Annotated in this window: 15 protein-coding genes; 9 read left to right on the top strand and 6 right to left on the bottom strand. The window is 62.3% G+C overall.

What is annotated here, in order from left to right:
• Positions 1-87: 87 nt before the first annotated feature.
• The 4 genes from OVA07_RS06655 to OVA07_RS06640 are packed head-to-tail and all read left to right on the top strand — an operon-like array spanning position 88 to position 6,347.
• The gene (locus OVA07_RS06655) at positions 88-2,664 is read left to right on the top strand and encodes a cyclic nucleotide-binding domain-containing protein (RefSeq protein WP_268170682.1); all 2,577 of its coding nucleotides are present in this window, start codon (positions 88-90) and stop codon (positions 2,662-2,664) included.
• Between the two features lie 4 nt (positions 2,665-2,668).
• Positions 2,669-3,580: a hypothetical protein gene (locus tag OVA07_RS06650; protein ID WP_268170681.1), complete on the top strand. Its 912-nt coding sequence runs from the start codon at positions 2,669-2,671 to the stop codon at positions 3,578-3,580.
• A 7-nt stretch (positions 3,581-3,587) separates the two neighbouring features.
• Positions 3,588-5,471, top strand: a complete 1,884-nt coding sequence (locus OVA07_RS06645) for a cytochrome c3 family protein (RefSeq protein ID WP_268170680.1) — start codon at positions 3,588-3,590, stop codon at positions 5,469-5,471.
• An 18-nt stretch (positions 5,472-5,489) separates the two neighbouring features.
• A complete protein-coding gene (locus OVA07_RS06640) occupies positions 5,490-6,347 on the top strand; it encodes a phosphodiesterase (protein ID WP_268170679.1) in 858 nt (285 codons plus the stop codon).
• Between the two features lie 9 nt (positions 6,348-6,356).
• On the opposite strand, the gene OVA07_RS06635 is transcribed toward OVA07_RS06640, so the two are convergent.
• Genes OVA07_RS06635 through lptB form a run of 3 tightly spaced genes read right to left on the bottom strand, consistent with a single transcriptional unit; the run spans position 6,357 to position 10,747 of the window.
• On the bottom strand, positions 6,357-8,378 hold the full coding sequence (locus OVA07_RS06635) for an amidohydrolase family protein (protein WP_268170678.1): 2,022 nt from the start codon (positions 8,376-8,378) through the stop codon (positions 6,357-6,359).
• 46 nt (positions 8,379-8,424) lie between these two features.
• Complete coding sequence (gene rpoN / locus OVA07_RS06630) at positions 8,425-9,930, bottom strand: RNA polymerase factor sigma-54 (protein ID WP_268170677.1); 1,506 nt, start codon at positions 9,928-9,930, stop codon at positions 8,425-8,427.
• Positions 9,931-9,970: 40 nt separating this feature from the next.
• Positions 9,971-10,747, bottom strand: a complete 777-nt coding sequence (lptB, locus tag OVA07_RS06625; RefSeq protein ID WP_268170676.1) for an LPS export ABC transporter ATP-binding protein — start codon at positions 10,745-10,747, stop codon at positions 9,971-9,973.
• A gap of 211 nt (positions 10,748-10,958) precedes the next feature.
• Here lptB and OVA07_RS06620 point away from each other — a divergent pair, with 211 nt between their 5' ends.
• Positions 10,959-11,327, top strand: a complete 369-nt coding sequence (locus OVA07_RS06620) for a hypothetical protein (protein WP_268170675.1) — start codon at positions 10,959-10,961, stop codon at positions 11,325-11,327.
• Positions 11,328-11,389: 62 nt separating this feature from the next.
• The gene (locus OVA07_RS06615; protein WP_268170674.1) at positions 11,390-12,736 is read left to right on the top strand and encodes a TldD/PmbA family protein; all 1,347 of its coding nucleotides are present in this window, start codon (positions 11,390-11,392) and stop codon (positions 12,734-12,736) included.
• A 95-nt stretch (positions 12,737-12,831) separates the two neighbouring features.
• Here OVA07_RS06615 and ppa read toward each other — a convergent pair whose 3' ends face one another.
• From ppa to OVA07_RS06600, 3 genes are all read right to left on the bottom strand, one after another.
• A complete protein-coding gene (ppa, locus tag OVA07_RS06610) occupies positions 12,832-13,371 on the bottom strand; it encodes an inorganic diphosphatase (protein WP_268170673.1) in 540 nt (179 codons plus the stop codon).
• A gap of 91 nt (positions 13,372-13,462) precedes the next feature.
• The gene (locus OVA07_RS06605; protein WP_268170672.1) at positions 13,463-14,119 is read right to left on the bottom strand and encodes a DUF1345 domain-containing protein; all 657 of its coding nucleotides are present in this window, start codon (positions 14,117-14,119) and stop codon (positions 13,463-13,465) included.
• Between the two features lie 2 nt (positions 14,120-14,121).
• Positions 14,122-16,107: a M61 family metallopeptidase gene (locus OVA07_RS06600; RefSeq protein WP_268170671.1), complete on the bottom strand. Its 1,986-nt coding sequence runs from the start codon at positions 16,105-16,107 to the stop codon at positions 14,122-14,124.
• A gap of 101 nt (positions 16,108-16,208) precedes the next feature.
• Between OVA07_RS06600 and hisS the strand changes: the two genes are divergently transcribed.
• Genes hisS through prmC form a run of 3 tightly spaced genes read left to right on the top strand, consistent with a single transcriptional unit; the run spans position 16,209 to position 19,436 of the window.
• Positions 16,209-17,471 carry a histidine--tRNA ligase gene (gene hisS, locus OVA07_RS06595; RefSeq protein WP_268170670.1) on the top strand — a complete coding sequence of 421 codons (1,263 nt, stop codon included), beginning with the start codon at positions 16,209-16,211 and terminating at the stop codon, positions 17,469-17,471.
• Positions 17,468-18,532: a peptide chain release factor 1 gene (prfA, locus tag OVA07_RS06590; RefSeq protein WP_268170669.1), complete on the top strand. Its 1,065-nt coding sequence runs from the start codon at positions 17,468-17,470 to the stop codon at positions 18,530-18,532. The genes hisS and prfA overlap by 4 nt, the downstream gene beginning before the upstream one ends.
• Before the next feature lie 37 nt (positions 18,533-18,569).
• Positions 18,570-19,436, top strand: a complete 867-nt coding sequence (gene prmC, locus OVA07_RS06585) for a peptide chain release factor N(5)-glutamine methyltransferase (RefSeq protein ID WP_268170668.1) — start codon at positions 18,570-18,572, stop codon at positions 19,434-19,436.
• The last annotated feature ends 66 nt before the right edge of the window (positions 19,437-19,502 follow it).

The following is a 19,502-nucleotide window of genomic DNA, read 5'->3' as shown; positions in this document are numbered from 1 at the left end:
GCCGACAGGGGTCGCAAATCGGTTTTATCGGGAACAGGTGCGGGGACACGCATCGTTTCTGCTGTGCGATGCGGGGGACGCATACCGGTGGGCGAGATTTTCAAGGTAGCGATCATTGGGTCTGGCCCGGCGGGCATGAGCGCGGCGAGCCGTGCTGCGCAGCTTGGCCTTAGCCATGTGCTGCTGGAAAAGACCGACCACCTTTCGGACACGATCTTCAAATACCAGAAGGGCAAGCATGTGATGGCCACGCCATCGCAGCTGATCTTGCGGTCCGATCAGGAATTTGACGCGGGCAAGCGTGAGGATATTCTTGACCGCTGGGGTCGCCGCACCGCCGACCTTGGCGTGAACGTGAAATACAATGCCGAGGTCAAGGCGATAAAGGGTACCGGCGCGCCGATCGAGGGATCGGTGCAGAAGATCGTGACCCGCGCCCGCAACGGATCGACCACGACCGCCGAATTGCAGCGCCATGCCCCGCCTTATGCCATCACGCTGACCAATGGCGAAACGGTGATGGCCGAAAACGTGGTGCTGGCCATCGGCACGCAGGGCAACCCCAACCTGGTGCGTTGCCCCGGCGCCGATCTGCCCCACGTCACCTATCAGCTGGACGATCCCTACGCGGTGCTGGACCAGCATATCGTGGTGATCGGCACCGGGGACGCCGGAATCGAGAACGCACGCGGGCTGGTGGAAGATGCGGCGCAAGGCAATGTGGTGACGGTGCTGAACCGCAGCCCGAAGTCGACCAATGTGCGCGAAAGCTTTGCCACAGCCAAGGAACCCAACGCCAAGGCGCTGGTCGAGGACGATGCGGCGGGCAAGCTGACCATCCGTTACGAAACTGAAACCAAGGCGGTGGAGCCGGGCTGGATCACCCTGTCCACCCGCGACGGGGAAGAGCGGATCAGGTGCGACCGGATCATCGCGCGTATCGGGTCTGCCCCGCCGCGCGCGTTCGTGGAAGGCTGCGGGATCGAATTTGCCAGCGCCGACCGTCTGGCCTTCCCCACGCTGTCCCCGCAGTTTGAATCGACCGCGCCGGGCATTTTCGTGATCGGCGCGCTGGCGGGCTATCCGCTCATCAAGCATTGCATGAACCAGGGCTACGACGTAGTCGAGTTCATCAATGGCAACAGCGCACTGAAACCGGCGGACGAACCTCTGCTGGAAGCCAAGTTTGCAGGACTGCCGGGGAACCGGTCGGTCAGTGAATGGCTGGAGTTCCTGCGCACCAATGTCGCCATCCTTGACGGGATGACCACGCTGCAGCTGCGTGAATTCATGCTCGATTCCGAAGCGCGCGCCTATCGCGGCGGCGACGTGATCTTTGAAAAGAACGATCCGGGATCATCGCTGTTCGCCATAGCATCGGGGTCGGTCCATGTGCGGATCGACGCGAACGATCCGTCGAAGGTCATTCCCATCCCTACAGGCACGATCTTTGGCGAAGTGGGCCTGATTTCCGGCCGCAAGCGCGGGGCGACCATCGTGGCCGCCGAAGACACCATCTGCGTGGAAATCAGCCGCAACGCCGCACTGAAGCTGCAAAGCCAGGTGCCCACGGCCAAGCGCGCGATCGAACGGATTTCGACCGAGCGCCAGATTTTGCAGATGTTCGGATCGGGCTTGAGCGCCGCCGACATCGCCGAAGTGGTCGACACCGCCAAGATCGTGCAGGTGCGCGCGGGCGAAGCGGTGATTAACGAAGGCGATGAAGACCGTGACATCTACGTGATCCGCGTAGGATCGATGATCGTGGAAAAGGAAGTGGGCGGAAAGCCCGTGTTCCTGTCCTATCTTCCCGCCGGTTCCTATGTGGGGGAAATGGCGCTGATCGATGGTGGGCGGCGCACGGCCACTGTGCGCGCGGCGATCAAGAGCGAAGTGATCCAGTTGAACGGCGAGGCGTTCCGCCGGGTGCTCGCAGCCAAGCCTGCACTGCTGCGCCGCGCCCGCGAAGACATGGAAGTGCGCCGCGCGACCAATGCTTTCATCGAAGCAAAGAAGGACAGCTTTTCGGGCGTCGTTGACCTGTATTCCGAACAGGCCAAGTTCCTTGTGGCGCAGGGCCTTGGTGAAGCGACCGACGTTCTGCTGATCGACGAGCGGCTATGCGTGGGCTGCGACAATTGCGAAAAGGCCTGCGCCGACAGCCATGACGGACTTTCCCGGCTGGACCGCGAAGCGGGCAAGAGCTTTGCCCATCTGCATGTCCCCACCAGTTGCCGCCACTGCGAACACCCGCACTGCATGGCCGACTGCCCGCCCAACGCAATCCAGCGCGGGCCTGATGGTGAAGTGCGCATCAACGACACCTGCATCGGCTGCGGCAATTGCCAGCGCAACTGCCCCTATGGCGTGATCCGCATGGACAAGGTTCCGCCGAAAAAGCCGGGGCTGCTGTCGTGGCTGTTCTTTGGCACCGGGCCGGGACCGGGCGAGCCGCCCTATAAATGGTCGAAGAAGCACACCAAATATACCGGCAATCCGGCCACGGACGAAGCGCTGGACCGCAAGAAGGCGATCAAGTGCGACATGTGTGCCGGCATCGACGGCGGTCCCAGTTGCGTGCGCGCCTGCCCCACCGGAGCCGCAATCCGCGTTTCGCCAGACGAGTTCCTGACCGTGGCGCGGCTTGAGAACGAGGGAGCCTGAGGCGATGGCAAGCGTTGCACCCAAAAAGCCCGTCGCCCGCAAGAAAAGCGGCACCACCCGCGACCGCACCAGCACGCACGAAGGTTTCCTGACCCACAACAACGTGTTCTGGGGCAAACTTTCGGCTGGTTTGGCGCTGGTGCTGATCCTGCTTTACATTTTCGTGCCGCTGCCAGGGCAGCACTTTGGATCAAGCTGGCTGGGCTATACGCTGGGCACCATCGGCGCGCTGCTGATCCTGTGGCTGACCATGCTGGGCGTGCGCAAACGCGCGATCACGCCGGGTCGATGGAGCCTGAAAGGCTGGACCAGCGCGCATGTCTATCTGGGCCTGTGCCTGACCGTGGTAGGTACGCTGCATTCTGGTTTTCATCTGGGCTGGAACGTCCACACGCTGGCCTGGGCACTGATGCTGCTGGTGATTGCATCGGGCGTATTTGGCATCTGGGTCTATGCCACCCTGCCCCGCGCGCTTTCGGCTAACCGTTATGACCAGGACGGCGCGATCACCGAGCGGCAGATGATTGAAGCGCTCCGATCGCTGGACCGGCAACTCCACGACGCTGCCCAACCGCTGGATACTGAAGCGGCGACACTGGTGAATCACAGTCTGGACGAAGACCCGTTTGGGGGCACCTTCTGGAACCGTATTGGCGGCAATTATCCCAAATGCGCCACACGCTATGCCGCATCGGAACTGCGCCTCACCCGCACCTATCGCCCGCGCGTGAACGATGATCCGCTGGAAAAGGTCGATGCCCTGCTGACTCGCAAGGAAGCAATGCTGGGCCGTCTGCGGCGACACCTGAAGCTGAAATCATGGCTTCAGGTGTGGCTCTATATTCACGTCCCCGTGACCTTCGCGCTGATTGCGGCGCTTTCCGCCCATATCGTCAGCGTCTTCTTCTACTGGTGAGCGAACGATGAGCTTTCTTGTCCGCCAGATCGCGCTCAAGTCCAGTGGCGAGGAAATCGTCCGGCCTTCAGTCGTCGAGATCCCCGAACTGACCATTGGCCGCGATTCGGCCTGCGGCGTCCATCTGCCCGATCTTGCCGTGAACCCGCGCCACGCGCGCGTGTCACAAGGCAAGGATGGCCTGCTGACGATAACCGCCATCGGCGACCAGCCGTTCGCCGTGAACGGACGAAGCACGCTTGAGGCCGTGATCGACCCCGTGGTGGGGGCCGAACTGACTTTTGGCGGCCACCGCATATCGGTTTCGCGCGATAGCGACAGCGGTGTGCCGGTGCTGACGGTGCGCCGGGTGGAAGCCCTGTCCGAATCCGCCGAGGACAAGGACATCACCACGGTTTATACCCTGAAAGGGTTGCTGCCGGGCAAACGCATGTCGGCATGGGCCTTTGCGGTGATGGTGCTGATCGCGTTCCTCGCCTTCCCGATCTACAGCTATATGACCTATAAACCGCTGGCGATGCAGGAAAAGGTGCGCCGGCCCGATGGCTTTCACGCCGATCAGACATGGTCGTCCGGCCCTTTGAGCCTTGCCCACAAGAATCTGGGCAGCGATTGTCAGGCCTGCCACACGCAGGCCTTCGTGGCGGTGACCGACAATGCGTGCCTGACCTGCCATACCAAGGACGCGCACGACCATATTGCCGACAAAGGCCGCCTGCTGAAAGCGCGCGGCGAGCCGACCGGCATGGCCGCGCTGCAGCGCACGGTAGCCAATGCCTTCAACCGTCCGGCGGGGCGCTGTGTCGATTGTCACACCGAGCATGAGGGTGAGGCTGCTATGCCTGCCACGCAGCAGAAGTTCTGCGCCGATTGCCACGATGGGATGAAAGGCCGCTTGCCCGACACCAAAATCGCCGATGCCGCCGATTTCGGAACGGCCCATCCCCAGTTCAGGCCAATGATTATCAGCGGCATGGACGGCGACAAGCCGTTGTTCCAGCGCGCGACGTGGGCGCCCGGAGTGCAGGAAAACAACGGACTGAAATTCACCCACGGGCAGCATCTTTCGCGCACCAACGGCATTGCCCAGATGGTGCGGCGCATGCCCGGCAAATTTGCCGCGAACGATGCGCTGGAATGCGCCGATTGCCACAAGGCGGATGCCACCGGCACCCGGTTCAAGCCGGTGGTGATGGAAGATTCGTGCCAGATCTGCCATTCGCTCAGCTTCGATCAGGTCGGCGGCACGTTCCGCACGCTACGTCACGGCGAACCCGAACAGGTGGTGGCAGAGCTGCGTGCGTTCTATCGCGGCGGCGCGCCAGCGCGTCCGGCCAATCTTTCCGGCCTTGCCCGCCGTATTCCGGGCGATGCCGCGATGCGGTCCACCGCAGCAGATTATGCCCGCGCGGTACGTTTCTATCCCACGCGCGCGGAACAGGCGGTGGCGCAGGTCTTTACCAAGGACGGCATGTGCTATGATTGCCATACGGTAACGCGCGGCGGCCCTGCCGCCAGCGCGGGCTTTGCCGTGCAGAAAGTGGTGCAGAACGACCGCTATTTCCAAAAAGGCTGGTTCGATCACAAGGCGCACGACAAGACCGATTGCGCCGATTGCCACACCGCAGCAGGCACATCGAACAAGGCGACCGATCTGTTGGTGCCGGGCATCGATGGCAAGGGTGGCTGCCGTTCGTGCCATGTTGGCGGCGAAGGGGCAAAACTTGCCGCCGTGTCGGTCAAGTCTCCCGTCGTTTCGTCCTGCGCGATGTGCCACTCCTATCACATGGACAGCGGCGCACCGTGGGTGCCAGCAAAGGATCGAAAAAAGAACGATGTGCAGACCGTTGCCGTTGCCGACCGGCCACGGTTCCCGGTCAAGCTGCAATAAATGGCCTGCGGAGGGACGATGCTGATAGCGCAGGTCACCGATATTCATCTGGGCTTCGAACCCGATTGCCCGGATGAATTCAACAGGCAACGGCTGGACCGTGTGCTGGCCGAACTGGCCGCGCTGGAACCCCGCCCCGACATGCTGCTGGCCACGGGCGACCTGATCGATCGGGGTGACCGGGGCAGTTATCTGCGCCTGCGGGAAGCCTTTTCAGGCCTGCCCTTCCCGGTGCATTATGCTCTGGGCAATCACGATGACCGCGCAACTTTTGCAGACGTTTTCCCTGAAGCACAGTTTGATGGCGGCTTCCTGCAATATGTGGTCGATGCCGGACCCTTGCGCCTGCTGGTGCTGGATACGCTGGAAGAAGGCCGCCATGGGGGCGCATTCTGCGATGCGCGAGCGGCATGGCTGAACGCACGGCTTGATGAAGCGCCCGATGCGCGCACGCTGATCGTGCAGCACCATCCGCCGGTCGAAGTGGGCATCGCGTGGATGAACACCGATCCTGCCGAACCATGGGTGGAACGGCTGGCGCAAGCCTTGCGCGGACGCAGCAACGTGGTGGGCATCGTGTGCGGGCACATTCATCGCGCCATCACGATAGGCTGGGAAGGCACCGTGGTCGCCACATGCCCGTCCACCGCGCCGCAAGTGGCGCTGGACCTGCGCCCGATTGATCCTGACGTGCCAGACCAGCGCAATCTCATCATCGCCGATCCGCCCGGCTATGCCCTGCACTGGTTCAACGGGCGCGAACTGGTGACGCATTGGGACACCGCCGAAGACCATCAGGTGCTGGCCCGGTATGACGATAACCTGCAAGGGATGATTCAGCACATGCTGGCCGAACGTCCCGCCACGCAGGATTAGGGTCAGGACCTAGGGCGCAGGCGTAACCTTTGGCGTGGACGCAAAGGGTGTGATGCCCAGTCTGGGATAGATTTCGGCCGGATAATAGAACGCCCCATCCTTCACCACCATGGCAATGGATTTAATCGCTTTCAGGTCTTGGGTCGGATCACCCGGCACAAGGAAGAAATCGGCAAGCTTGCCACGTTCGACCGATCCCAGTTGCTGATCCTGATGCAGATACGCCGCCATTTCCAGCGTGGCGCGGGCCAACACTTGTGCAGGTGTCATCCCGACCTTTGTGAAGAGTTCCAGTTCGCGATGATAGGTAAACGCGCCACCTAGATCGGTGCCGGGAATCAACTGGATGCCCTTGGCATTCATCTCGGTCAGGGTTTCCAGCACTTTGGCATAAGCGGCGACATATTCGGCGCGTTCCTTGGGCGAATCAGCACCGAACAGGGCCTGTTTCAGCTGGCGCTGTTCGGCAGGCGGCATGTGATCGATGTAATCGACCGCGCCGGGATTGGGCCGACCGTCCAACGCGGTCAGCCCCAGTTCGTGAATGCCGATGGTGGGTTCATGCGCCACATGGCCTGCGACCATGGCGTTCAGCGTGGCCTGCACTTTGGCCGACTTCACATCCAGCGCAGGGAAGCGGCGCATGGCGGTGAAGCGGAACAGGGTGCGCGTGTCTTCACCGGGGTTCAGCACCCAGCCGAGCATAAGCTGGTTGACGTGAGTCACTTCGTCATACCCCGCCGCGATCATGGCGTCCGCATTGGAAAAGGCGGGCACATGTCCCGCCACGCGCAGGCCTAGACGGTGCGCCTCTGCCACCACGGCGGGCGCCCATTCGGGATTCATCGAATTATAGAGCTTGGCCTGCCAGAACCCGCGCGCGGCATATTTGCGCACGGCTGCCAAGGCTTCATCCTGCGTTGCCACCAATGTTCCGGCACGGGCGGAAAACGGGCTTTTGCCTTCGATGAAACCGGACCGGGTCACGCGCGGCCCGGCAATTTCGCCAGAATCAATTCGGGCGACCAGTTTGTCGAGCACGTCATCGCGGTTGCCCATATCCCGCACCGAGGTAATCCCCGCCAGCAGGTTGAGCAGCGCGTCCTGCTGGGCAAGGTGCCCGTGCATTTCATACAGGCCCGGAACCAGCGTGCCGCCCGCGCCATCGATCTGGGTTTCTTGCGGGGTGGCGATGCTGGCGGTGGGCACCACTTCGCTGATGCGGTTGCCGAACACCACCACGTCGCGCAGATCGGTCAGTGCCTTTGCCTTGGGGTCGAACAGGCGCACGTTGCGGATGCGGACTGGCCCGGCATAGCGGTGCGCGCTGTCCTTCTGGAGCTGCACAAAGCGGTCCGCGCCCAGCTTTTCAGCCAGCGCCTGCAAGGGTTCGGCGGCACTTTCATAACCTTTGCGCACCAGCGCGGTATCGGCTGATGGCACCGCGAACAGTTCGCCATTGGCATCCAGCGTAATGTAATCGGGATCAAGCGAAAGGCCGGACAGTTCGTAAGTCGTCGCATCGACTTTGCCATCTGATCCGTCAAAGCTGCGGCGGTCGCGCAGCGTCAACCGGGCAGTGCCGCCGGGCGCGACCGATAGCGTCTGCCCCGGTGCCGCCAGCAAAGCCTTGGCCAGCAGCGCAATATCCAGCACCGATCCATTCTGCGCCACGTAATAGCGCGGAGCCTGTGCACCCTTGATCGCGCCCTTCCCGGCCAAATCCCGCCAGCTTGCACCGCTGCCACTGCGCTGAAAGCGTTCGTCCACGGTGTTGCCAAAGGTGGTGCGCCCGGTGATCCGCCAGTCCACCGGTGCGCCACTGGCGTCCAGCGCAACCTTTTCGCGGATGGTAGGCCCGCGCCCGTTCTGCTTGATATTGTAATCGACGCTGATCGTGCGCCCCTGCACATCGACGATGTAATGGCCGATATCGGCACCTTCGGTATAGATGCGATATTCAACCGGCTTTGCAGCAAGCGCCGTGGCGCAGGACGCAATTCCGATGGCGCAAAGCAGGCCGAATTTCATCGCAAGTATCTCCCTGGAAATCACTTTCAGGGGCAATCCTAGCCGATCAGCGCACCGCCGCCAGCGCCTTCTGTCGGCGGCGCTGCACCGAACTGCCAAGGCCGATAGCCTCCCGGTATTTGGCCACGGTGCGACGGGCCAGATCAAAGCCTTTGGCTTTCAGCAGATCGACCAGTGCATCGTCCGAAAGGATCGCCTTGGGATCTTCGGCATCGATCAACTGGCGGATCGCGGCCTTCACCGCTTCTGCCGACGCACCTTCGCCATCGGATGACCCCACGCCGGATGTGAAGAAATACTTCAGTTCGAACGTGCCCCGGTTGCAATGCAGATACTTGTTCGATGTGACACGGCTGACCGTGGATTCGTGCATCGAAATGGCATCGGCCACCTGGCGCAGCGTCAGCGGGCGCAAATGGGCAACGCCGTGGCGGAAAAAGCCATCCTGCTGCTGCACGATTTCCGCCGCCACTTTCAGGATCGTCTTCTGCCGCTGGTCCAAGGCTTTCAGCAGCCAATTGGCATCGGCCAGCTTTTCACCCAACCACGCCTTGGCGTCCTTGGTCATGCAGGCACCGCGCATTTCCACATAATAGCTGCGGTTGACGATCAGGCGGGGCAGCGTCGCCTGATTGAGCGCGATGTCCCAGCCGCCATCCTTGCCCGCACGGATCAGGATATCGGGCACCACAGCTTCGGCTGTGCCCCCGCCAAAGCGCAGGCCGGGGCGCGGATCATAGCTGCGCAGTTCGGCCAGCATGTCGGCAAAATCTTCGTCGTCGACCTGACACAGCCGTTTCAGCCGGGCAATTTCGCCGCGTGCCACCAGTTCCAGATTGTCGATCAGGCGAGCCATGCACGGGTCGTATCGGTCCGCTTCCCTGGCCTGCAACGCGATACATTCGGCCAGATTGCGCGCGCCGATGCCGGTAGGGTCGAGCGATTGCACCAGCCCCAGCGCGCGTTCGACCACCATGGCCGAAAGGCCCAGCGCGTCGCACACTTCGCCCATCGGCAGGGTCAGGTATCCCGCCTCGTCCAACTGGTCGATCAGCCAGCGCGCGGCGAACAGCAATTGCCCATCCGACGTGGCCGTGCCGATCTGCGCATGAAGGTGTTCAGCAAGCGTTTCGTCAAACCGGCCCCGCTCATCGATATCCGGCCCTTCGCCGCCACCGGATTCACGCAATGAGGAGGACAGTTCCAACGTGCCGCCGCCGAAATCGGCATCGCCTGTGTCGCGGTCCTGGTCCAGCGCGGCAGCATCGATATCCAGCGGGCGATCTTCCGCCACGCGGCCTTCAGCGACAAGTTGATCGACCGGCGAGGATTCAAGGTGCGTGCGGCGCAGGTCTTCGGGCAGGGCATCGACCACCGGGTCAGATGGCGCGGCTTCCCCGATATCAAGCAGCGGGTTGGCTTCCAGCGCTTCACCAATGAAGGTTTCGACTTCGAGATTCGACAGCGCCAGCAGCTTGATCGCCTGCTGCAACTGCGGCGTCATCACCAGCGATTGGGTCTGCCGGATATCCAGCCTTGGCCCCAAAGCCATGATCTAGATCCCCCCCAAGATCTGCATCAGGCAACGATGCTCACAGCGTGAAACCTTCGCCCAGATAGAGGCGGCGTACATTGGCATCGGCCACCAGCGCTTCGGGGCTGCCGGCAAACAACACCTGCCCGCCATAGATGATGCAGGCACGGTCCACGATATCCAGCGTTTCGCGCACGTTGTGATCGGTAATCAGCACCCCGATGCCGCGCCGTTTCAGGTCTTTGACCAGATGGCGGATATCGCTGATCGACAGCGGATCGATCCCGGCGAACGGTTCGTCCAGCAGGATGATCGACGGGCGCGCGGCCAGCGCGCGGGCAATTTCGCAGCGACGGCGTTCACCGCCCGAAAGCGCCATGGCCGGGCTGGACCGCAGGCGGGCAAGACCAAATTCATCAAGCAGGCGTTCCAGTTCTTCGGCGCGGGTCGCCTTGTCCGGTTCGATCAGTTCCAGCACCGTGGAAATGTTCTGCTCCACCGTCATGCCCCGGAAGATCGAGGTTTCCTGCGGCAGATAGCCAAGGCCGAGGATCGAGCGACGATACATCGGCAGCTTGGTGATATCGACGCCATCAAGCAGAATGCGGCCCGAATCGGGTCGAACAAGGCCCATGATCGAATAGAAGCAGGTGGTCTTGCCCGCTCCGTTCGGCCCCAGCAGGCCCAGCACTTCACCCTTGCCCACAGAAAGCGAAATGTCGGTCAGCACTGCACGCTTGTCATAGGACTTGGCGATAGACACCACTTCCAGCCCGCCTTGCGGAATGGGCGGCGCGGCATTGACGGGAGCAGCAGTATCTTCGGCAAGGGTCATCGATCAGGCTCTGTCGTTTTCAAGCGCTTGGGCATTCCAATAGCGCCTCGCGCCGTTCGGGCAAACCCCGGCAAGAACGATTGGCAGGATTTATGCATGGCATACCCAACTTGTCCTAACCGGGGATCATTGCAGACGGATTAACCTTGCACAGGCTTGCAACGCATGTTCTATTCTTCCGGGAACGAGGAAACAGAGAAGGCAAGGCGCCATGAACAAGGCCCTCCACTCGCATAAGGTCGCCGCTGCCAAGCCGGTCGACTGGCGCAAGAAGATGAGCGACAATGTCGCCTACGGCCTGCTGGTCTATACCGGCCTGCAGATTTTCGTCACGCTGCACACCATTCAGGGCAACAGCACCTCGATCATGCCGGTTTTCGTGCTGGTCGTGCTGGTCGCAGCCATCATCCCGCTGTTCCGCAATTTCGAACGTCGGTGGGAACAGTTGAGCGACGAAGATGCGCACAACATCGCCTATAAAGCTGCCTATCGCCGCGATCAGGCAAAAGTCTGGGCGCTGGCCGCGCTGTTGCCATTTGTCATCTCCGGTGGATTCAAGCTGTTGTCGGCTGCGTTCTGATTGCCCGCACGCATAGGCGGCGCTAGACCCCGCAGCCTTGTTCCGCTGCGAAAGGTCAATTCATGCTGTCACCCGCCGAAGCCAAAGAACGCTGCGAAGCGCTGATTGCGCGTGCGCAGCGCGCCGGGGCCGACGCAGGCGATGCGGTCTATGTCGCCAACGGATCGGAATCGGTTCAGGTGCGCCTTGGCGCGCTGGAAGATGTGGAACGGTCAGAATCCGAACAGATCGGCCTGCGCGTGTTCGTGGGCGGGGCATCCGCTTCGATCGGATCGACCGACCTTGGCGATGGTGCGCTGGACGAACTGGCCAGCCGCGCGGTGGCGATGGCGCGTCTTGCCCCGGCAGACAAATTTGCAGGCCTTGCGCCTGAAGACATGCTGCTGCGCGATGCCCCGCCAGAGCTTGATCTGGATGACCCCACCGAACGCAGCCCCCACGATCTGCGGCGCTTGGCCGAACAGGCCGAAGAGGCCGCGCGTGCGGTGACAGGCGTGACCAACAGCGAAGGCGCAGGTGCCAGCGCCGGGCGCGGCCTGTTCGCGCTGGCCACCAGCCACGGCTTTTCGGGCAGCTATTCCACTTCCAGCCATTCGCTTTCCGCCAGCGTCGTTGCGGGCGAAGGCAGTTCGATGCAGCGCGACTATTCCTGGCGCAGCACCCACCATGCCGCCGATCTTCTGGCCCCGGCACACATCGGCCGCGAAGCGGGTGAACGCGCGGTGGCGCGGCTCAACCCCGGACGGGTGAAGAGTGGACCGGTGCCGGTAGTGTTTGATCCGCGCGTGGGCGGATCGCTGGTGGGGCATTTGCTGGGCGCGATGTCAGGCGCGGCCATTGCCCGCCGCTCCAGCTTTCTGCTCGACCGCGATGGCGCACAGCTGTTCGACACTGCGATCACCATCACCGACGATCCGCACCAGCGCCGGGGCCTGCGTTCGCGCCCGTTCGACGGCGAAGGCTTGCCCACGGCCCCTCGCAAGCTGGTCGATGCAGGCCGCATCACCGGCTGGCTGATGGATTCCGCCGCGGCGCGCCAACTTGACAGCCAACCCACCGGCCACGCATCGCGCGGATCATCGGGCGCGCCCCATGTTACCGCAGGCAATCTGGTCCTGCAGGCAGGCACGGTATCCCCGGCAGCCCTGATGGCCGATATTGCCGATGGCGTCTATGTGACCGAACTGATCGGCCATGGCGTGAACGGGGTGACCGGCGATTACAGCCGGGGCGCATCGGGCTTCCGCATCGTGAACGGCCAGATTGCCGAAGCGATTGCCGAATTTACCGTGGCCGGGAACCTGATCGACATGTTCGCAAGCCTGACCGCCGCCGATGATCTGGAAATTTATCGCGGTATCGACGTGCCCACCCTGCGCGTCGACGGGATGAGCGTGGCGGGGGACTGATCTTCAAGGCAGGCGCATCGCCTTGCCAACCAACAAAAGGGGCCGCCCTGCACATGGCTGGGCGGCCCCTTTTTATAATTCATCCGTCAACAGGTTCAGCCCTGCTTGGCGGCCTTGGCGCGTTCAACCGCTTCAAGCGTGATCTGCTTGGCATCGTCTGCACCACCCCAGGTGCCGACACGGACCCACTTGTCCTTTTCCAGATCCTTGTAGTGGGTGAAGAAATGCTCAATCTGCTGCAAAACGATTTCGGGCAGATCTTCGCGTTCCTTCACGTCCGAATAATACGGGAAGGTCGAATCGACCGGCACGCAGACCAGCTTTTCGTCACCGCCATGTTCGTCTTCAAGGTTCAGCACCGCAATCGGGCGAGCGCGGACAACCGAGCCTGCAACGAAAGGCGAGCGCGCGATCACCAGCGCGTCGAGCGGATCGCCATCGGGCGAAAGCGTGTGCGGCACAAAGCCATAGTTGGCGGGATAGCGCATAGGCGTGTGCAGGATGCGATCCACGAACAGCGCACCCGAAGCCTTGTCGAATTCATACTTGACCGGCTCGCCGCCGACGGGGACTTCGATGATGACGTTCAGGCTTTCCGGCACATTGTCGCCGGTGGGAATCATGTCGATGCGCATTTTTCGCCCTGTTCGTTTGGGGTGAGAATCTCTTTTCGCCCCCTAGCGAAGCCGCTTGTGCGCCGCAACAAGACTTATGGCGGAAATACCGTTAGCCCAGCGCATTGATGGTAAACGCGATAATACCGATGTTGAAGACGAACGCCGCGAAGGAATGCAGCGTCACGATGCGGCGGATCGTGCGGCTGGTGATGGCACAGTCCGATGTCTGGAAGGTCATGCCCAGCGTGAAGCTGAAATAGGCAAAGTCGAGATAATCGGGCGTTCTGGTATCGGGAAAATCAATGCCGCCACTATCGCCCCCGCCGGCCTGAGCGGAATAGAACAAGTGGGCATAGTGCAGCGCGTAAACACTGTTGGCGAAAAGCCATGTCAGCAACAGTGTGCCCACCAGCTTGGCCATCGCCACATGATCGCCCGTCTGCGCGCGCGGCAGTTCTCCCGAAATGGCAGCGAGGATGACAATGGTGGCCAGCGTGGTGATGCCCAGCACCAGCACGCGATTGGCGTCGTTTTCCGCCGAATGCAGCCGCATCCGCCCCGTATTGGAATCACGCAGCAACGGGATCAGCGACAGAAGAAAAATCGCGGCCGCCACATCGAACGCCATGGCCACACCGTCGGCCAGACTTTCACCGCCGGGCATCAGCAGGTATCCACCAAGCCCGGCCACGAACACGGCCAGAAACACGACGTAGCGCGGCGGGGCCAGCCGGTTGCCCAGCCCCTTCCCGCCGCGCGCTGCCACCCTTACTTCTTCTTTGCCGCAGCAGCTGCAGCCGCTGCCCCGCCGGGCCGCTTGGGCGTCAGCAGCAGGTCAAGGCCAGTGGGCGCCTTGCCGGGGGCCACACGTTCAAGCCAAGGATAGCGCAGGCCATCCTTGTAATCGATGCGGATGGTGTCGAACCGGCTGCCGCGCTTGACCAGCAGGTCCAGCGGCGTTCCCGCAGAACCGTCAGCGCCACTCTTGGCAGCGGTAATGGCCTTCTTCAGTTCATCCGCGCTGTATGCCACGCCATTGACTGCGGTGACCTGCGCCCCGGTGACGATGCCTGCATTGAAGGCCGGGCTGTCCCAGCGGCTGCCAGTGACCTTGCCGTCCTTGTCGAGCGAAATGCCGATGGAATTGCCAAGTGCCAGCCCCTTGCCAAAGTCCATCGCGGCCTTGGTGAAGGGGTTGGGTTCTTCCTTCCACACCAGCTTGTAGCCACCCTTTTCAATGCCGTTCAGCGGTGCGGGCTGGCCCGGCTGGTTGATGCGGGTGTCGATCAGCTTGGCCCAGTCATAGGGATAGAGCGCGTTCAGCTTGGTGACGATTTCGTCCACCTCGAACGGAATCTGCCCCCAATCGCCGGGGTTCATGCCAAAGAACGATTGCGCGAAATCGTCGATGGATTTCTTGCCACCGGTGCCTTCACGCAGGATCTGGTCAATCTCCAGCCAGACCAGCGCGCCTTCGGTGTAATAATCCTCGTTGCGGGCGAGCGAGGAATAGGGCTTGGCCTTGCGCGAGGCGAAGACCGGATCGAAGCCGGTATCTTCGACCGAGCGCCATTCGCGACCCGGCTGCTGGGTATAACCGCCAGCCCAAGCGGCCAGCATGCCCAGCACAATGTCCTTACCCTGCATGCCCGAACGGCCTGCCAGCACCAGACCCCAGAACTGGTCCTGTCCTTCATAGGTCCACAGCAGGTCACCCTGCATGGGCTGGCGATAATCCGGCGTCCACAGGCGCGACGGGCGGCGGAACTTGCCCGACCACGAATGGGCATATTCATGCGGCAGCAGGTTGCGGTCCCATTCCTGCTTGGCCCATTCGGTAAAGGCTTCGGGTTCAAGCTGGTTTTCGCTGGACCGGTGATGTTCAAGGCCGATGCCGCCGATCTTGTCGGACAGCGCCAGCAGGAATTCGTAGTGGTCGAAATGGTTGGCGCCAAACGCCAGCCGCGCTTCTTCGACCAGCGCCTTGTGCGCGGCGATGTGTTCGGGCTTGGCTTCAAGCTGTTCGGGCTTGTCCGACACCACGTTCAGCGTGACGTTCTGTCCCAAGTCCCACTTGCGGAAGTTCTTGCCCGCAAAGATCGGGGAATCGACCAGTGTTTCGTAATCGGTTTCCGCCCAGGTCACGCGGTTGCCGGCCATGCTCATGCCATCCAGCGCAGTGGCAGGCGTCCAGCCCTGCGGCAGGGTGACGGCGGGCTTCACCTTGATCCGGCGCACATAATGCCCGGCGGGATAGAGGCTCATCTTCTCCCACTGCAGGTTCAGCATTTCGGGCGTCATGGTGATGCGCCCTTCGTTCGAGGCGAGAGGCGATGTGTGGACGAATTTTGCCACAACTTCCTTTGCCCCTGCGGGCAGCATGACGTGGAAGGCAAAGACTTCAACCCGGTCACGCTTCCATTCCACCGGCTTGCCATCAACAAAGAACTGCACGCCCACCAGTTCGGCCAGTGGGCCGCGCGGACCGTGGTTGCCGGGCAGCCATTGCGGGAACAGCAGGATCAGCTCCTTTGCGTCTGCGGCCACCGGAATGGTCTGCGTCACGCGATAGGCGCCGCGCTGCACATCGGATGCATCGATATCCAGCGCCATCGTGCCGGGATAGGCCACGTCGCGCGCATCGGGCACGGTCTGGGTGATCGGCACCGCCATCGGCGCGGAGTTCGCTGCCAGAGCCTGCGTTGAAACGGAAAGGGCGAGAAAGAGCGGGGCAGCCGCAAGTGTCTTGATCATGGCGCAATTCATGGCCCGAAGCGGTCGCAATCGCAACCATTTGGCCACACCTTTTTGTCAGCGCTTTTCGTTTGGCTGCTTTCGGGCTAATCGCGCGCACCATGAGCACCGAGAAAACCAGCATCCAGACCCCGCAGGCCATTCGCGGCACGCAGGACATTTTCGGCCCCGATGCCGAAGCTTTCGCCTTCGTCGTGGAAACCTTTGAACGTGTGCGCAAGCTTTACCGGTTCCGTCGCGTGGAAATGCCGGTGTTTGAAAAGACCGCCGTGTTCAGCCGGTCCTTGGGCGAAACGACCGACGTTGTTTCCAAGGAAATGTATTCGTTCGAGGATCGCGGCGGCGAATCGCTGACCCTGCGCCCTGAATTTACCGCTGGCATCGCGCGCGCCTTCATCACCGATGGCTGGCAGCAATATGCGCCGCTGAAGGTTGCCACCCACGGCCCGCTGTTCCGCTATGAACGCCCGCAAAAGGGCCGCTATCGCCAGTTCCACCAGATCGACGCCGAGGTGATCGGCGCGGCCGAACCGCAGGCCGATGTGGAACTGCTGGTCATGGCCGATCAGTTGCTGAAGGAATTGGGCATTGCCGATGGCGTGACGCTGCAACTCAATACGCTGGGCGATGGCGCCAGCCGCGACGCATGGCGGGCCGCGCTGATCGAATACTTCCGCGCGGTGAAGGGCGATCTGTCGGAAGATTCGCAGGACCGGCTGGAGCGCAACCCGCTGCGCATCCTCGACAGCAAAGACCCGCGCGACAAGCCGTTCACGGCAAATGCCCCCAAGATCGACGATTACCTGAGCGACGAGGCGAAAGACTTCTTCGCCAAAGTCACCGGTGGCCTTGATGCCGCAGGCGTTGCATGGACCCGCGCCCCGGCACTTGTGCGCGGGCTGGACTACTACCGCCACACCGCGTTCGAGTTCGTGACAGACCGTCTGGGCGCACAAGGCACCGTGCTGGGCGGCGGTCGCTATGACGGGCTGATGGAAGCGCTAGGCGGTTCGCCTACGCCTGCGGTCGGCTGGGCTGCGGGGATTGAGCGGCTGGCGATGTTGGTTCAAGAAGCTGGAAACGCCCTGCCAGATACATTGGATGTCGTAGTCGCTCTGGAAGATGATGCCGCGTTGAACTTCGGTATTCAAGCCAACACGGCTATCCGTGCGGCAGGCTTGTCTAGTGAGATGATTTCCACCGGATCTCCACGCAAACGCTTTGATAAAGCGAGCAAAATTGGAGCGAAAGTGCTGGTCGGTATATCGATACGCGACGGACAAACGCATTTGAATATTCGCTCGACGTCAAATGCTGAAGAACGATTGAAGGTCGATGATATTTTCGCAAACCTAAAACGATGAGCGTATCCGACGCCCGCCTGGGCCACCTCACCCACCGCTTTGCCGAACTCGAAGCACGGCTTGCGTCGGGCACGCTGGAAGGCGCCGATTTCATTGCTGCCAGCCGCGACTATGCCGAACTGGAACCCGTCGCCCGCATCGCACAGGAAATTGCCGCGATGCGCGAGGAACTGGTCAGCCTTGCCGCGCTCGACGATCCCGACATGCGCGAGTTGGCGGACGAGGAACTGCGCCGCATCAACGCCGAACTGCCGGAAGCTGAACACCGCCTCGCCATTGCCATGCTGCCGCGCGATTCGGCGGACAGCCGCCCCGCCATGCTCGAAATCCGCGCAGGGACCGGGGGCGATGAAGCCGCACTGTTCGCCGCCGATCTGTTCCGCATGTACGAACGCTATGCCGCCGAACAGGGCTGGCGGGTGGAAGTCGTCTCGGTCAACGCCAACGATCTTGGCGGCTACAAGGAAGTCGTCGCCAATGTCACCGGAAGCGGCGTCTTCGCCAAGCTGAAGTTCGAAAGCGGCGTCCATCGCGTGCAGCGCGTGCCCGTGACCGAATCCGGTGGGCGCATCCACACCTCTGCCGCCACCGTCGCCGTCCTGCCGGAACCCGATGAGGTGGACGTGCGGATCGAGGACAAGGATCTGAAGATCGACGTCTATCGCGCCAGCGGCGCAGGCGGGCAGCATGTGAACACCACCGATTCGGCGGTGCGCATCACCCACTTGCCCACCGGCACGGTCGTCACCTGCCAGGACGGGCGCAGCCAGCACAAGAACAAGGACAAGGCGATGCAGGTTCTGCGCGCCCGCCTGTTCGAGGCGCAGCGCGATGCCGCGCAGGGCGAAGAGGCTGAGGCGCGCAAGGCGATGGTCGGATCGGGCGACCGTTCGGAACGCATTCGCACCTACAACTTCCCCCAAGGCCGCGTGACCGACCACCGCATCAATCTGACGCTGCACCGGCTGACCGAAGTGCTCGAAGGCACAGGCCTTGGCGAACTGGTGGATGCGCTGATTGCCGAAGATCAGGCCAAACGGCTGGCAATGCTGGATGGGTAAGCATAATCTACCGCGCGCCCACGAAGGCAGCGGCTGAATGACCATAGCCAACGCCCTGCGCGAGGCTGCCGCCCGCCTTGCCCCCACCAGCGATACCGCCCGGCTGGATGCCGAAGTTCTGATGGCGCATGCGCTGGGTGTAACGCGCACCGATGTTCTGCTGCGCCACATGCGCGACGCGGTGCCCGATGGTTTTGCCCCGCTGGTCGACCGGCGCATGGCCCACGAACCGGTTGCCTATATCACCGGATCACAAGAGTTTTACGGCCTCGACCTGATCGTCAACCCTGCCGTGCTGATTCCGCGTGGCGATACCGAAACACTGGTCGAAGCCGCGCGCGAAGCCTTTGCCGGTCGCCCTGCCCCGGCGCGCATCCTTGATCTGGGCACGGGATCGGGCGCGCTGCTGCTGGCGGCGCTGTCGCTTTGGCCCAAGGCCGAAGGGATCGCCATCGAACGGTCGGCACCGGCGCTGGCCGTGGCACGGGCCAATGGCGCGCGCCATGCGCCCGCCGCGAGGTTCATCGAAGGCGACTGGACGAAGCCGGACTGGTCCAAAGGACTGGGCCAGTTCGACCTGATCCTGTCCAACCCGCCCTATGTCGAAGATGCCGCTGATCTTGCCCCTTCGGTCCGCGCGCATGAACCGGCTACCGCGCTGTTTTCAGGCGCGGACGGGCTGGATGATTACCGGGTGCTGGTTCCGCAACTACCCGATTTGTTGGCGGAAAATGGCGTGGCCATGGTCGAGATCGGCTGGACCCAAGCAGCCGCAGTTTGCGCCATTGCCCATGACGCCAACCTCACCTCGCGCGTGCATCTTGACCTTGGGAATCGACAAAGAGCCGTGGAAATGGCGAAAAGGCGCAATATTCCTCTTGGCAAGGCCGGGAGCGACGACTAATTGTGTTTTCAGGCAGGGGACGGATGAGGCTTCCCGTCCCGGCCAGCTCCACCATTTGCAGGGATG

This window comes from Novosphingobium sp. SL115 (genome assembly GCF_026672515.1).
Lineage (GTDB): Bacteria > Pseudomonadota > Alphaproteobacteria > Sphingomonadales > Sphingomonadaceae > Novosphingobium.
This window is presented reverse-complemented; position numbering and strand designations above follow the sequence as displayed.